The sequence below is a fragment of the Pseudobdellovibrionaceae bacterium genome (genome assembly GCA_020635075.1).
In the GTDB taxonomy this organism is placed as follows: Bacteria; Bdellovibrionota; Bdellovibrionia; order Bdellovibrionales; family UBA1609; genus JADZEO01.
This window is the reverse complement of record JACKAM010000002.1, coordinates 290,968-304,740: the sequence shown is the minus strand read 5'-3', so window position 1 is coordinate 304,740 and position 13,773 is coordinate 290,968. Positions and strand designations below refer to the sequence as shown.

The window sequence follows — 13,773 nt, the reverse complement described above, 5'->3', positions numbered from 1 at the left end:
TTGAGAATAAGCCTTGGTGTTCTTTTATTCTTTCTGTTTGTGACCTGTGTTTCAGCGCGGGAAGAAATCACTATCCCGGCCTTGGTTAGGACCAATGGGCAGAGTTCACTCACCCTGGGCGACATCCTACCAGGTCAGGTTAAATCCGTTGAGTTAAAAGATGTCTTTGCATCCTATTCCCTAGCCGACGCCCCCCGGGTCGGTGAAAAACGGGTTCTCACCAGCCAGCTGATCTCCTCTCTTCTTCGCCGAGCCAAGGCCGCAAAACCAGAAGTGATTGATCAATATAACTTTAGAATTCCCAGTGAAGTCACCGTGGAAAACCCGGGTGTGCAGCTTCCGGGACAAGAAATTAAACAGGGACTTGTTAGTCAGTGGCAGGCGCAGTGCCCTGACTGTAGATTCGAAATTCAGGAGTTATCGCTTCCACGCCTACCCGAGGGAAGCCGAGTGAATGAGTGGTCATTTATTGGAGCGCCACCACTTCCCCGTGGCTCCTTCAGTATTGGTATTCGGGTATTGGATGGGAACTCACAGGATGGCAATGGCAAACGCTTTTGGATCAACGGCGTGGCAAAGATCAAAAGACAGGTGCCAGTGGTCACGCGCAACATGTCCTTCAACGAGAGATTGGGCGAAACTGATGTGCAGTTTGAATTTCGCGACGTCACCTATGCCCGAGACGCCATACCAACTAAAGAATCACTTGTGGGAAGAAAAACCAAAATGACCAAGGCCGTGGGACAGATTCTCTGGCAAAGCGATTTGGCAAAGGAAAAGGCGGTCAGTCGTGGCGAGTGGATTAAAGTGGTGTCAGCCGAGGGGCCCCTTGAGATCTCGATGATGGCCCAGGCGGAAAGCGATGGCTTTATCGGCGATGTGGTGAGATTGCGAAATGCATCATCCAAACAGATCATCACCGGTGTGGCCGTCGCTAAAGGTTCGGTGGAGTTGAAATGAAGCGGCGATCCCCTGTTCTCAGTCTGTTGAAATTGACCAGCATCGCTTTGCTGACCCTATCCCTTGTCGGCTGCGCCGGCTTTGGTAAAAAAATGAAAGCCTTTCTCGGTGGTGGTGGAGGGGCGGCGGAAGCCGCAGCTCCGCCCAAGCCTCAGTACACCAAGTTTTCAGACAACTCCAACCTCTATAATAACGTACGTCGCCAATACAAACGGGCGACCAAGCAATCCCTCCAGGAAGAGGCCCAGCTGGAGGGCCACGCTGGATCGCTGTGGATCATGGAGGGGCAGGGCTCTTATCTGTTTTCACAAAATATCATTCGCATGATTGGCGATCCCATGAGTGTGCGTATTGATGGCGAGCCTCGCGATCAGTTGCAGTCAAAGGTGACAGTCATTCGCAAATTGTTGGCAAAGCTGGAGCGAAGGGCCGAGCCACCGCCGGTGCGAGATCCCGCAGCGGCACCGGCTGCCCCGGGAGCAGCTAAGCCTCCAGGAGCACCTGCTCCGAAGGAAGCTGGCAAGGAAGAAGACAGTAAATCCGACGTGCTCAATGCTGGTTCCGACTTTCCCGTGAAGACAGTTCCTACACGCATCACTGAGCGCATGATTGACGGCAACTACCGAGTGCGGGGCAGTCAGCCATTTATGATTGGATCTCGCGAGTACAAAGTCATTGTTACGGGAATTGTGCGGTCAGAGGACTTCTCGGATGAGGGAATCAGCTCAAGCTCGTTGTTGGATCCTAAGTTTGACATCGTCAGTGTAAAGAGGAAGAGCGAATGAAGACTTTTATCACTCTCCAAGTACTAGTTATTCTTCTCGCTTGTGCTCTAAATGCTAATGCCGCCCGTCTCAAAGATATCGCAAACATTCGAGGCGTGCGTAGCAACCAGCTGGTCGGTTATGGTTTGGTGGTGGGCCTTAATGGTAGTGGCGACAGCAAGTCTGAATATACAGATAAAAGCTTGCAGAGATTGCTGGATCACATGGGAATGAAGCTTCAGGGTAAGGAAGGCGGAAGTAAAAACGTTGCCGCAGTCATTATCACGGCCACTTTGCCGGCCTTCTCCCGCGCCGGAAATCAGTTGGACATTACGGTCAATGCTATTGGCGACTCCACAAGCCTTAAAGGTGGGACCCTGGTGCAATCTCCTCTGCGAGCAGCCGATCAGCAGATCTATGCTGTCGCCCAAGGGCCCATTCTTGTCGGCCACGCCCAGGGGGGTGTGCACGAGACAGTGGGGCGCATTCCAAACGGTGCCATCATCGAAAGGGATGTGGGAGATCAGTTCTCCAATCGCAAAATGTTTCGCCTGACCTTGCATAATCCGGATTTCACCACGGCGGCGCGGGTTGCACAGAAAGTGAATATGGATTTGGCCGGGAAGTACGCCACTGCTCTTGATGCAGGAACCATCGATATCATCTCTCCCACGCAATACGAGGGAAAGGGAGTGGAGTTGTTGGCGATGATTGAGTCTCTGGATGTGTCTCCAGATATCCGAGCTAAAGTCGTGGTTAATGAGAAAACCGGGACTGTCGTCATAGGCCATGGGGTCCGGATTTCCAAGGTGGCCATTAGTCATGGAGACCTGTCGATTAAGGTCGGGAGTGGCTCGGCTAAAGGGAAGGAAGAAGAGAAGGTCATGATCATCGATGAAACAGCAAGTGTTGGAGACTTGGTCAAAATTTTAAATCGCATGGCCGTCTCTCCTAAAGACCTGATCACCATCTTACAGAGTATCAAGTCGGCGGGTGCCCTACAGGGTGACTTGGAAATTTTATGAAAAAGGATTTTAAGGATTTAAACATTAAAGCTAAAATTAAACTTAAGGTGCACAACACATGGATGTGTTTGCACTGGGGGGTTGGTGAGTTAGAGAGCGTTAACCAAGGATGGTTCAAGAGATTCCAGTTTCGCGCAGGAGACAGGATCAAGAATTCAGTACCAGCCAAGGATTGGCCTAGTACCGAGTTTGCCACATTAAGTGCAGGATGCACGACCTTGTCTGACTCATCTCCCCTCTTTTTCTTTTTAAACTTTACAGGTTCGCCACCATGAGTGGACCACTCCCGGTCAAAAACACCTTTAGCCTTGTTCAACAACAGCCAACACGTGAAGCGCAGGAAAAGCGACTTCGCGAGGCAGCGGAACTCTATGAGCGTCACTTTCTCAATGAGATGGTCAAGGCGATGAGGAAAACCGTCCCTGAAGGGCAGGGAGTGTTGCCAGGGAGTTTTGCCGAGAAACTCTATCGCGATCAATTGGATCAACAGTACGTGGAAGCCTGGGGAAAAAAGGGCGGCGTTGGATTGGGCGAGATGATCTACCAGCAGCTTCAGGAAAAAGTCTTGGGCGGTATGAGGCCCATTGGTCATCCCCAGGGTCCCTTGCCCCTAAATCCAAACAAATCAACACACGGACCTGTTCGTTTGGAAAAGGCCACGGAAGAAAACGGCTCCATGCATTTGCTGCTTGATGGGACTCAACAGCAGGGAGCCAGTAGGCTTCCCGTCACTAGCCCTTGGTCTGGGCGCGTGGCAGAAGCATTCCAGTCAAACGACGGCAGAGCGAAGATGAAAATTCGCCATGTTGACGGAGTGGAATCGATTTTGAATTATCAAGGAAGTATCCTTGGCCTAAAGGCGGGCGAGGATGTGGTTGCAGGACAGAGCCTCGGTTGGATTGATCCTGACGCAGGCAAGTTGACCTGGACGGTGACCAAAAACGGCGCATGAGGAGCGTAAATGGATAAGCTCAGAGAGGAAATCCAGAACTGGAGGCGAGTCCAGGGGCCTTTTCATTGCGGCGTTGTGTCTCAATATGATACAATTTTATGTGATGTATGTTGCTTGGAGGCAGTATGAAGGTCACCAATAATAGTGCGGGCACAAATGTGCAGAACATTAATTCAGCCAAGCAAAAGGCTGTTGATGGTACCGATGCCAAAGGTGGTTCTGGTGTAGACAAAGCAGAACCAGGATCAGTGAAGCTGAATCTTTCTGATCGCGCTCAAGCATTTCAGAAAGCCAAGGAGATTGCCAGCAAGGTGGACGTGGATGAGGCCAAGGTGGCCCGTTTGCAGAAGTTGATTGACGAGGGCAAGTACTCGGTTGATGCTTCAGCCATTGCTGACCGTTTGGTCGACGATCACTTGGGCATGCCGGAGTGATAAAACACAGGGTGGGGATATAAGTGAAGCCAACAACAAAAGATGCTTACGACAAATTGATTCTCAATCTGGAAGACCAGGTTAAGATCTACCGTTCCTTGTTGGAAGTAGTACGCAAGGAAAAGGACATTTTGATCTCGGCCAACCTGGACGATCTCACTGAAAACAATAAAGCCAAAGAAGCCATGCTTCTGAAGCTAAGGGGACTGGAGAGCTCTCGCATTCGTTATGTGGCAGAGCTTGCGGTGTCGGAAGGTATGCCGACCGAATCTCCTCGATTGGTTGATCTGGCCATTCACTTCGGTGGCGAAGTTGAAGATCGGCTGCGCAATCTCCATTCGGTTCTGGAACTGTTATTGAAGCGTGTACAGGAGTACAACCAACAAAACGAAGGGCTGGTGAATTCAGCACTGGAGAAGATCACGGGAGCAATGAATGCCATCCGTGACACTCTGACTGAAAAGCCCACTTACGAGAAGAAGGGACAAATGGCTGACCAGGGAGCTCAATCCGGTCAGCTCGTCAGTCGCGAAGCCTAATTAGAGGCGCGTGTGTGACTGCCCAGGATGGGCAGTACCAGAGAGGCAGGACAGGATGTCAAGAATCTGGGGCATGATGGACGTCGGAAAGCGTTCGCTGATGAATAGTCAGACGGCCTTGCAGACTGTCTCGCACAACGTCGCCAACAAATCCACAGAAGGTTATTCCCGTCAAAGAGTTGAAGTGCAAAGCAACGTGCCGGTCGGAAACGGCAAGCTGCGCATTGGCATGGGTGCGCGGGCCAGTGCCGTCACCCGGGTGAACAACCCCTACCTGGAAAAGCAGGTGGAAAAAGAAGGCAACGAACTGGGGTTTGCCCAAGCCCGCAGTGAGTCCTTGGCTCGCGTGGAGCAAGTCTATAACGAGCAGGTGAACAAGGGCCTCAATAAGTTTATGGCCGAGTTTTTTAATGGCTTTCGTGAGCTCTCCAACAACCCGGAAGGTCTGGCGGCACGAACTCTGGTCAAAGAGTCAGCGGACTTTCTGGCCAAAGATTTCAAGCGGGTTCACGACCAACTGACCGACATCCAAAAGGATATTGATTTTCAGATCGTGAATCATGTGGTGGAGATCAATGGACTGACCAAAGAAATCGCTGACCTCAATGAGAAAGTGCAGATCGTCGAGCTCAATGGGGCCCATGCCAACGACGAACGAGACCGACGGGATCTTTTGATCAAGAAATTGAGCGAAATGGTCAACATTCGCTACGCCGAAGGCGACGATGGCACAGTGGCGATCACGGCCGGAGACAACGCGGTTTTGGTCTCTGGACAAAGTTACAGGGAGATGTTCACCTCGTCGACCGAGGGAAAACCGGGAAAACGAGAGGGCAACATCGAGGTCTTTTATCGGCCAACGGAATCGGGCACCCCGGTCAATGTGACCAGGCAATTCCGCAGCGGTAAATTGGGTGGCCTTCTTGACGTTCGTGACAAGGTCGCCAATGGCTTGTTGGATCACATGGACAACATGGCTTATACCCTGGCCAGTGAGGTCAACAAGATCCATACCCAAGGATTCGACCGGTATAACAAAAAGGGAGAAGGTTTTTTTGTTATGCCCGAGAGTGTGAAGGATGCCTCACAGACTTTGCAGGTCAACCACAGTATTCTCAACGATGTGGGTCGTATCGTCGCTGGGGCGTCCCTGAATGCACCTGGTGATAATCGCATTGCAAACATTTTATCATCGCTTCAGTACAAGCCGGTGTTCGATGGCACCAACAGCTTCGATAACTACTACAACTCCATTGTTGGGGAAATTGGCGTGGAAGCCTCCAGAGCCAATTCCGAACATGAGTCGCAAAAGAACATTGTGAAGCAGTTAGAGAACATTCGCGAAAGCATCAGCGGGGTGAGTCTGGACGAAGAAACTGCCAAGATGATTGAGTTTCAAAAGAACTTTGATGCCTCGGCCCGGCTGATTCGCACGGCCGATGAAATGATGGATACCGTTCTTAATTTAAAGCGCCTATAGGCCTGGGTTGATAAATGCGTATTGCAGATAAGATGAACTATGAACAGGTGAAGCAGAATCTGGCCAAGAATCGGACAGAGATGGCTCATCTGCAAAACCAGGCTGCGACTCAAAAGCGGGTGACCAAGCCCAGTGATGACCCCGTGGCGGCCGCCCGAGTCTTAGCCTCCCGTGTGGAGCTGGCCGGTACCCGTCAGTATCTGAAGAACCTGGATTTCGCGCGCAGCTTTTTGGAGTATACCGATCAATCTCTGTCGGAATTGACCGAACAACTGGTGCGCGCCAAAGAGCTGGCCTTGAGTCAGGCCAATGATGCCAGTGCCAATGAACTGTCCCGGGATGTGGTGGCCACTGAAATTGAGCAGATCTACAATCAGATTGTGCAAATCGGTAATCGTCAGCACGGTGATCGATATGTTTTTGGCGGCTTCAAGACCACGACCACGCCATTTGCCCACTCCGGATCCTACGCCGGTGACATGGGTGAGATGATGGTCCATGTGGACAAGGGGTCCTTCCTGGCTATGAATCTTCCTGGTGCCAAAGTGTTTTTGGGTCAGGGATTGTCCAAAGACGGTGTCAGCCATGCCTCAGAACAACAAGCGCGCACCATTGAGGAGTTTCAGGATCAGCGCCGGGCCAACCGCACCGATCAGCCGCCGGGCACCTATGGGCCGGGCAAAGGCGCGCCTAATGGCAATGGTCCTCAGATGCGTGGGCCGGCCAGCGAAAACGCGAATACTGGAACCCACACCCGTGGAGTGAGAGAGAACCCCAATCAGGAGGCTGAAGCCGTTCAACCCCAGGATCGGGGAGTGGATGCCCCTCACGATGGAGTGAATCTGTTTGGTGTGATCACGCGCCTATCGACCGGGCTGCGGGCCAATGACAAAGGGGTGGTTCAGGACACTCTGGACCGACTGGACGCCGCCATCTCCCAGGTGGTGATGGCTCGCTCTCAGGTGGGGTCAAGGGTGATGACTCTTAACTCCGCCATGGAGACCCTGCAAAAGTCGAAGGTTGATTCTCAGTCGTCCATCTCTCAGCTAGAAGACGTGGACGCCTTTGAAGTCGTCAGCGACATGAATAAAACCGAGTCCACTCTGCAGGCAACTCTCGCCACCAGTGGAAAGCTCATCGAAAAATCTCTCCTGGATTTTGTCGGCTAGACCAGTTTTCAGTCGAGAAATGCTCCCTGCAATTGATAAGAATTCATTAACAACACAGAGAAAAGTGTGGCCTTTACCACACGTTTGTCCCCCGATGATGGTATAGACGGGCCTTTGCGGGCGCCGTTTTTTTACAGGTGCCAATGTAGCACCTTCAGTGAAAGCCGCACTCGGTGGGCCTTCCTTGACTTTCTTCCTGATAAATAATAGCTAAGGTTCCGTTCGAATTTAGCCGTAGAGGTCATTGATGGGTGAAGGATTACTGAAAGCCCTCGAAACTTTGACCAGGATGTTGAAGGAGACCGACCTATGTTGGTTCTAACTCGAAAATTGGGCGAATGCATTGCAATCGATGACCACATCAAAATCCGCGTGGTTCAGATTAAGGGCAAGCAAGTCCGTCTCGGTATTGAGGCTCCCAAAGATACCAAAATCCACCGCGAAGAGGTTTATCAGGCGATCCAGGACCAAAACCAGGAATCGGCGACCGCCACCTCTGATAAGACTCGCGCTGTGGCAAAACTCCTGAAGCCCTGAAATCCCGAAACCGAAGGGTTCTCCGGACTTAACGCACATCCCCCTAAAATATCCAAATTCCTAGATTAAAGTCCTAAATTTTGTGGACCATTGACCTTATTTTGTCTTGCCGTGTCTTATTTTTGTGGGCATCCTCAAAGTATCAGTGGGGGGGAAAGATGAGGATTCAGACGTCACGCTTTGGTGTGGTGGAGATTACCGAACAAGACGTGATCGACTTCCCGGAAGGGCTGCTTGGCTTTAACGATTGCCGGAAGTTCGTTCTGCTCGATGATCCCAATGATGAAATTTTTGCTTGGTTGCAGAGTTGCGAAGAGCCCGGGTTGGCTTTTCCGGTTTTGGAGCCTGAGCTGTTCACCACTAGCTATGTTATTTCCCTTTCCAAGTTTGATCTGGAATGCATTCGCAAGACCACTCTTGAGGGGACTCGCAGCTTCTCCATTATCACTATTCCTGAAGACCCAACTCAGATGACAGCTAATTTGAAAGCCCCCGTGGTGATCAATGTGGCTGAAAGAGTGGGGCGCCAGTGTGTGCTTCAGGACAATCGCTTGGCGATTCGTGAGCCGATTTTTAGCAAGCTTCAGCAGCGTGTGGTGCAAAACCCTGCGGTGTCGATCAAGAGTCAGGCCCTGGATTGGGGAGTGGCTGTGCGATTGCCGGAGATCAACGAAGGTCCTGTTGTCGAAAACTAAGGGATGGACCCTGGTCGGGTTTGTCCTATCTTGATTCAAGTTTTCCCTCTCAATTCCCGAGATAATTTATAGCCAGGAAGGCCTTATTTATATTCTGCCAGGATGGTGGGTGATCCCAGGGAGGGAGTCCTATATGTCCGTTAAGGCAAAGGAAGGCAAAGGCCGCCTCGTTCGCGCACTGGCAGTGACCAGTCTCCTCATGACCTCATCAGCCGCATATGCCGTATCCATCTTTGAAGTGCGAAAGCGCCTGCCGATGACCAATGATGAACAGACTCACCGTGATTTTTATCTCAATGGCGGAGTGGAATCCGGACTGAAATCAGGAATGATTGTTCGCGTGACCCGCCAGGTGACGCTCTATGATTCTTATCAAAACAAGTCTCCAGGGGATCTGGTTGTACCTGTCGGTGAACTCAAAGTGATATTTGCTCAAAAGGGAGTGAGTGTCGCCAGACTTTATCGAGTCTACGATCGATCTGATCTGCCCATTCTCGAAGAAGATTTTATTATGGTGGGTGATGAAGTGGACGTGGGATCAGCCCGCATGGATAAGGGCTCCTCAAAACAGAAATCATCTTCCCACAATATGGGACCACCAAGCCCCGAGCCGGCCAAAATTGAAAGCGCCACCTCGGCCTCGGTGGCTCCCAATCCCGAACAGCAAAATCCCAAGCCCACGCCCGAAGTGGGGACGGGGACTTATCTTCCGTAACCCGTAACCCGTAACCCGTAACCCGTAACCGGTGGTTCGTGATCCGTAACCTGTAACCCGTTTTCCGTAAACGTTTCCGTGACGGTTTTCGTATCAGTGACTGTTTCCGTGATCGGGGTCCTAACCCATTCTTAACTAACAATCTGCAAACTATGTCCCCGGTACAAAATGTAAACTATGTTTCGGGTTGCACACTGGTTACGCAGACGGGAATTCCTCCTTGCCGATCATTTGGGAGCCTCAATTTACAAACTGATTCTTGCCACCTAGACGGGTAAGGGTAGGGCTGATGTGCCAGAAAGATGCTGGGCTTGGTGATGTCCTGAACAAAGCAGGGTCAGATTTTCTAGGTGGTCACCTCCACCAAGAGCAATGGGTTTCAGATGATGAATCTCCAAAAACTTCGTTTCCCGACATCGCTCACCCTGGTGGTCTACATGGCTACATTGGCCCGCAAATTTCAGAATAACCCGGTGTTTAGTGGCAGCCGGAACGGGTCTTCGTTTAGAATTGGCCTTCTTTGTCATGGCCTTGGTCTGAATTTGCCTATTGCGGTTCAACTCACGCAACTCCTCTGAAAGTGCAGAGGTTCTTGTCTTGCCATTTTTCGAGCTGTTCATCGATTCTTCATTTGACGCAGCCATTTCGGGAACTCTCCTTAAGGAGAGTTCCGGACTTGTTTGGGTCCTTGAGGGTTCGGTGGATCTTTTGTCCTCGCGGACTTCCACAAAGGCAGCTTGAATCTCAGTCGCGATTTGGGTTTCACCATCCAGTCTTTCTTGTCTGAGCTTTCCGCGAATCATTTGCCGTTCAGCCCTCTTCAGCGGATCGTGCTTTTCCAAATACAAGTCGACCATGGATTCCATGGTTATTTCCAAATTGGCTGGTTTTTTGGTCTTCTGACTCATGAGGTCCTGAGCCCGGCGAATTTTGATCATCAGTTTTTCCGAGATCCCTACTTGGAGTTGCACCCGAACAGCCCTCGGCTGTTGATGGATGGCCACCTTCTCCTGAATCTCATTTTGCGGGTGGACATAGGTCATCTTCCCCTTGCGAGCCTCTTGAGGGTTCACCTTTGACACTTCCCGTTCCACTTTGGCCTGAGTGGAGGTCTTGGCAAGTTCAAGCCATTGATCTTTGTTTTCCTGATTAATGACCGAGGTGATCCGTTTTGCCTTTGATACAGTTAGATTGCCATTTTAATTTCTTCTTTGAGTTCCGGAACTTCGCGGGACTTGCGGGTCACGGTGATAAGGGAATAGGCGACGCTTTCGGATAGACCAAGACCCTTCACCCCATATTGAAACAGGGAGTTGTAGCCATAGCGGAGGTGGACCCGTTCTGTTCCACTTGATCTAGGATATTGATCAAGTCAATTTCCGCAGTCTTATATTTGGCCGAGGCCTGAAGAGCTTGGCGATGGATGTTGCGGATTTTAGCGGGCAGATGGTTTTCGAAATGAGCGTGGTCCTGCAATTCAAATCCCCCCTTGTAGCGAGTAAAGGGTTTATACCATAGGTTTTTCTAGGCCCAATTTGCCAGCCTGTCGAATGTAGATCAAATCGCCCGGAGCCGCACCAGGAAAGGCATTGATGATTCTTAGATGAGAATGAGAGGAAAAATCAAAACTAGGAATTGAAGTGAATGTTGGGCGTTTTGCGAAGGCGAAAAATGCGTCAATAGTAATGTTTAAAATATTTTTGAAGTGATCTAAAATTTGTCTCGTTAACTGACCCGACCCCCTCAAACTTGACCACCTAGAGTCGAGCGATTAGAGGAGGGTATATGGGAAAACGAGGCAAAAGATACACATCAGAACAGATCATCACCAAGCTTCGGGAGGCTGAAGTCCTGCAAAGTCAGGGTGCCTCTCAGGCACAGATCTGCAAGCAGCTAGGCGTTGCTGTGGACACATACATCCGTTGGCGAAAAGAGTATGGCGGGATGCGAGTCGATCAAGCTAAACGCCTGAAAGACCTGGAAAAAGAGAATCAGCGTCTTAAGAAGCTGGTTGCAGATCTCGCTCTCGACAAGGCAATGCTCGAAGAGGTCAACAAGGGAAACTTCTGAGCCCGGCGCGGAAGAGGCGGGCAGCGGCAATGCTTGTTGAGCGCTTCTCCACTTCTGAACGTCGGGCCTGTAAGGTTTTGGGACTTCATCGCAATACAAAGCGCTACCAGCCAAAAGAAGATAGGGTGAACCGTGAGGTCACCCCAGGATCATCCACTATGCCGGTGAGTATGGCCGCTATGGATACAAGCGAGTGACTGCCCTAGTTCGCGCCGAAGGCTTCAAGATCAATCACAAAAGAGTTTATCGCATTTGGCGACAGGAAGGCCTTAAGGTCCCGGAAAAACAGCCAAAACGAAGTCGTCTGTGGTTCAACGATGGCTCCTGCATTAGGAAACGGCCCGAGTACAAGAACCATGTCTGGTCCTACGACTTTGTTCACGACTACACCTATGACGGAAGGCCCATAAAGATGCTCACAATCCTCGACGAGTTTTCCCGTGAAAGCCTCGCCATTGTTGTAAACCGGAAACTTAACTCACTCGATGTGTTAGAAACACTTGCAGATCTTTTTGTTCAGCGAGGAGTGCCAAAGTACATTCGATCAGATAACGGACCAGAATTTATTGCCAAGAGGCTTCAGGACTGGTTCGAAAAACTTGAGGTCAGCCCTCTGTTCATCACTCCAGGAAGTCCTTGGGAAAACGGCTACATAGAATCATTCAATGGGAGATTACGCGACGAGCTTTTGAACGGAGAGCTATTTTATACCCTGAGGGAAGCTCAAGTTTTGATTGAAAGATGGCGAAGGAATTACAACACTGTTCGGCCTCATAGCAGCCTTGGTTACAGACCACCAGCTCCTGAGGCATTAACACTTGCTATGTGAACCGCTCGACTGTATGTGGTGCAAAGACTGGGGTCCGGTCAGAGGTAATGACAGGGTGTTGATTTCAATGGGAGATATCCTGTTGACGACTCATCCTTGGGATATTTGGTCAGGTCAGTACTTTCAAATGCAGGCCCTGTTGTTTGGAAAGTGGCCTGATGGTGAGCCGATTACTAAGGACGGGGTCCCTATTGGCCGGTGTAATTACCGACCATATCAAGATTTTCCAGAAACTACGGGGAACCAGGCCTGTTTTCTGGACCAGGTTAAGTGGAGACCAGATCGGGTTCACCTATCTCACTGGCATTTAACGATTCCTAGTGAGCAATAGTATGAATAGGTCGCATAAGTTCATTCCAGTTCTGTTGAGTAGAGCTTTTTGATATTCACTTGTCCTTTGCTGATGAGGGGAAAAGCAATGGGTTTGTTCAGAATGGGTCTCAAATTAGTATTCTTGAATAGGGTAAGCATATCAGGGTCATCATAGAAGTATGAGTTATACTGTTTATTGTAGGGGTCGTGAACGGAGCCAGTCACCCAGTAACGGCTCTCAAATGGGACGATTCGCACATCTTCAATTGCCAGCCTGAGGCTAACAAAGGCAAGTTTGGCATGTTTCTTACTCCATTGAGAAGGGGGGCCGCCCGGATGATCGGCTATTGAGCTTAGATCAATTGGCACCATGCTCTCCAGAAAATAGGGTTTGCTCAAATCGCTCTTGCTAAACTGACGGATATCCTCGGTGCGGCAAGATGTCCAGATCCATGTCGGAGGATCGCGAAGGGCATTCACTCGGCACCAGTTCTCTTTATGGTCCGAAACCAATAGTGGGATTGAATCTCCGTAGTTAACAAGGAGATGGCTATCCCAAGCGGTCAGAAGCCTGCGAAAGTAAAATAGGCCGAGGAGCTTTCCGTCAAAATTCAATTTAGTCATACCCATTAGAATGGAGAACTCTTTTTCAATCTCTTTAGACTTTAGTCGCCCAAATCGCAAATACTCTCCGACAGCATTTGTCGGTAGAGGTGGCCTTGCTGTCGAAAACTCCCTTTCAGAGAGAAACTGCCCATTTACTCCAGAACAAGTGCTGTCTGCGAGGGTGCATCGAGAGATATCGATTTTTCCATCTGAGGTTTTCACGATGTATTTCAACTTCTCTATGGGTGAAAAAAGCACCCACGTTTTTGAATCCTTGTCTGAAGATCCCTGGGAAAAAACTTCCCCGTTATCATACATCAAGAGTGATCGTCCTTGCGTTTCGGGGAGGTAGTGCACGCCATCCCAAGCACCGTACAACCGATTCGTGGCAAACTCATACCTGGGCCCCACCTCGGTCCCATTCTCAAACCAAACAACTGAGTACCTGTCCGAACTAATGGATCCTTGAACCGCTGGGCCATGTTTGAGGCACTTTTTGGGGGCCTGTTCCGAGGACTCGCCTGAGATTAACTGAATCCTGCAACACATCTTCTGATCAACCAATTCACTCTCTTTCGGGCACTTGAGAAGTTCCTTGTAGGATTTCACGACCTTCAGGGGTTCAGATGGAGTGGCATGGGCGGTTACAAGGGCAAATAGAAGAATACTCCACATAATGAATCCAA

14 protein-coding genes and 1 pseudogene are annotated in these 13,773 nt (G+C 50.3%); 13 read left to right on the top strand and 2 right to left on the bottom strand.

From position 1 onward, the window contains the following. The 12 genes from flgA to H6624_11045 all read left to right on the top strand — a co-directional run bounded on the left by flgA (position 1) and on the right by H6624_11045 (position 9,270). Positions 1-960, top strand: a complete 960-nt coding sequence (flgA, locus tag H6624_11100; protein MCB9084884.1) for a flagellar basal body P-ring formation protein FlgA — start codon at positions 1-3, stop codon at positions 958-960. After that, a complete protein-coding gene (locus H6624_11095) occupies positions 957-1,745 on the top strand; it encodes a flagellar basal body L-ring protein FlgH (protein ID MCB9084883.1) in 789 nt (262 codons plus the stop codon). Before flgA ends, H6624_11095 begins: the two co-directional genes overlap by 4 nt. Further along, positions 1,742-2,749 (top strand): flagellar basal body P-ring protein FlgI, encoded by a 1,008-nt coding sequence (locus H6624_11090; protein MCB9084882.1) that lies wholly within the window; start codon positions 1,742-1,744, stop codon positions 2,747-2,749. Before H6624_11095 ends, H6624_11090 begins: the two co-directional genes overlap by 4 nt. Beyond that, positions 2,746-3,024 (top strand): hypothetical protein, encoded by a 279-nt coding sequence (locus H6624_11085; protein MCB9084881.1) that lies wholly within the window; start codon positions 2,746-2,748, stop codon positions 3,022-3,024. Before H6624_11090 ends, H6624_11085 begins: the two co-directional genes overlap by 4 nt. Then, on the top strand, positions 3,021-3,701 hold the full coding sequence (locus tag H6624_11080; GenBank protein ID MCB9084880.1) for a rod-binding protein: 681 nt from the start codon (positions 3,021-3,023) through the stop codon (positions 3,699-3,701). The genes H6624_11085 and H6624_11080 overlap by 4 nt, the downstream gene beginning before the upstream one ends. Before the next feature lie 125 nt (positions 3,702-3,826). Beyond that, complete coding sequence (flgM, locus tag H6624_11075) at positions 3,827-4,135, top strand: flagellar biosynthesis anti-sigma factor FlgM (protein ID MCB9084879.1); 309 nt, start codon at positions 3,827-3,829, stop codon at positions 4,133-4,135. 23 nt (positions 4,136-4,158) lie between these two features. Further along, the gene (locus tag H6624_11070) at positions 4,159-4,674 is read left to right on the top strand and encodes a flagellar protein FlgN (protein ID MCB9084878.1); all 516 of its coding nucleotides are present in this window, start codon (positions 4,159-4,161) and stop codon (positions 4,672-4,674) included. 55 nt (positions 4,675-4,729) lie between these two features. Beyond that, positions 4,730-6,154, top strand: a complete 1,425-nt coding sequence (flgK, locus tag H6624_11065; protein ID MCB9084877.1) for a flagellar hook-associated protein FlgK — start codon at positions 4,730-4,732, stop codon at positions 6,152-6,154. A 14-nt stretch (positions 6,155-6,168) separates the two neighbouring features. Next, complete coding sequence (gene flgL / locus H6624_11060) at positions 6,169-7,323, top strand: flagellar hook-associated protein FlgL (GenBank protein MCB9084876.1); 1,155 nt, start codon at positions 6,169-6,171, stop codon at positions 7,321-7,323. Between the two features lie 309 nt (positions 7,324-7,632). Beyond that, positions 7,633-7,860, top strand: coding sequence for a carbon storage regulator CsrA (gene csrA, locus H6624_11055; GenBank protein ID MCB9084875.1), 228 nt, complete (start codon positions 7,633-7,635; stop codon positions 7,858-7,860). Between the two features lie 158 nt (positions 7,861-8,018). Next, a complete protein-coding gene (locus tag H6624_11050) occupies positions 8,019-8,555 on the top strand; it encodes a flagellar assembly protein FliW (protein ID MCB9084874.1) in 537 nt (178 codons plus the stop codon). Between the two features lie 133 nt (positions 8,556-8,688). After that, complete coding sequence (locus H6624_11045) at positions 8,689-9,270, top strand: hypothetical protein (protein MCB9084873.1); 582 nt, start codon at positions 8,689-8,691, stop codon at positions 9,268-9,270. A 266-nt stretch (positions 9,271-9,536) separates the two neighbouring features. On the opposite strand, the gene H6624_11040 is transcribed toward H6624_11045, so the two are convergent. Beyond that, on the bottom strand, positions 9,537-10,352 hold the full coding sequence (locus H6624_11040; GenBank protein MCB9084872.1) for an HNH endonuclease: 816 nt from the start codon (positions 10,350-10,352) through the stop codon (positions 9,537-9,539). Between the two features lie 703 nt (positions 10,353-11,055). On the opposite strand from H6624_11040, the pseudogene H6624_11035 reads away from it, so the two are divergent. Then, positions 11,056-12,169: pseudogene (locus tag H6624_11035) on the top strand (IS3 family transposase). Between the two features lie 351 nt (positions 12,170-12,520). Here the strand turns inward: H6624_11035 and H6624_11030 are convergent. Further along, positions 12,521-13,762 carry a hypothetical protein gene (locus H6624_11030; GenBank protein MCB9084871.1) on the bottom strand — a complete coding sequence of 414 codons (1,242 nt, stop codon included), beginning with the start codon at positions 13,760-13,762 and terminating at the stop codon, positions 12,521-12,523. Positions 13,763-13,773 lie beyond the last annotated feature (11 nt).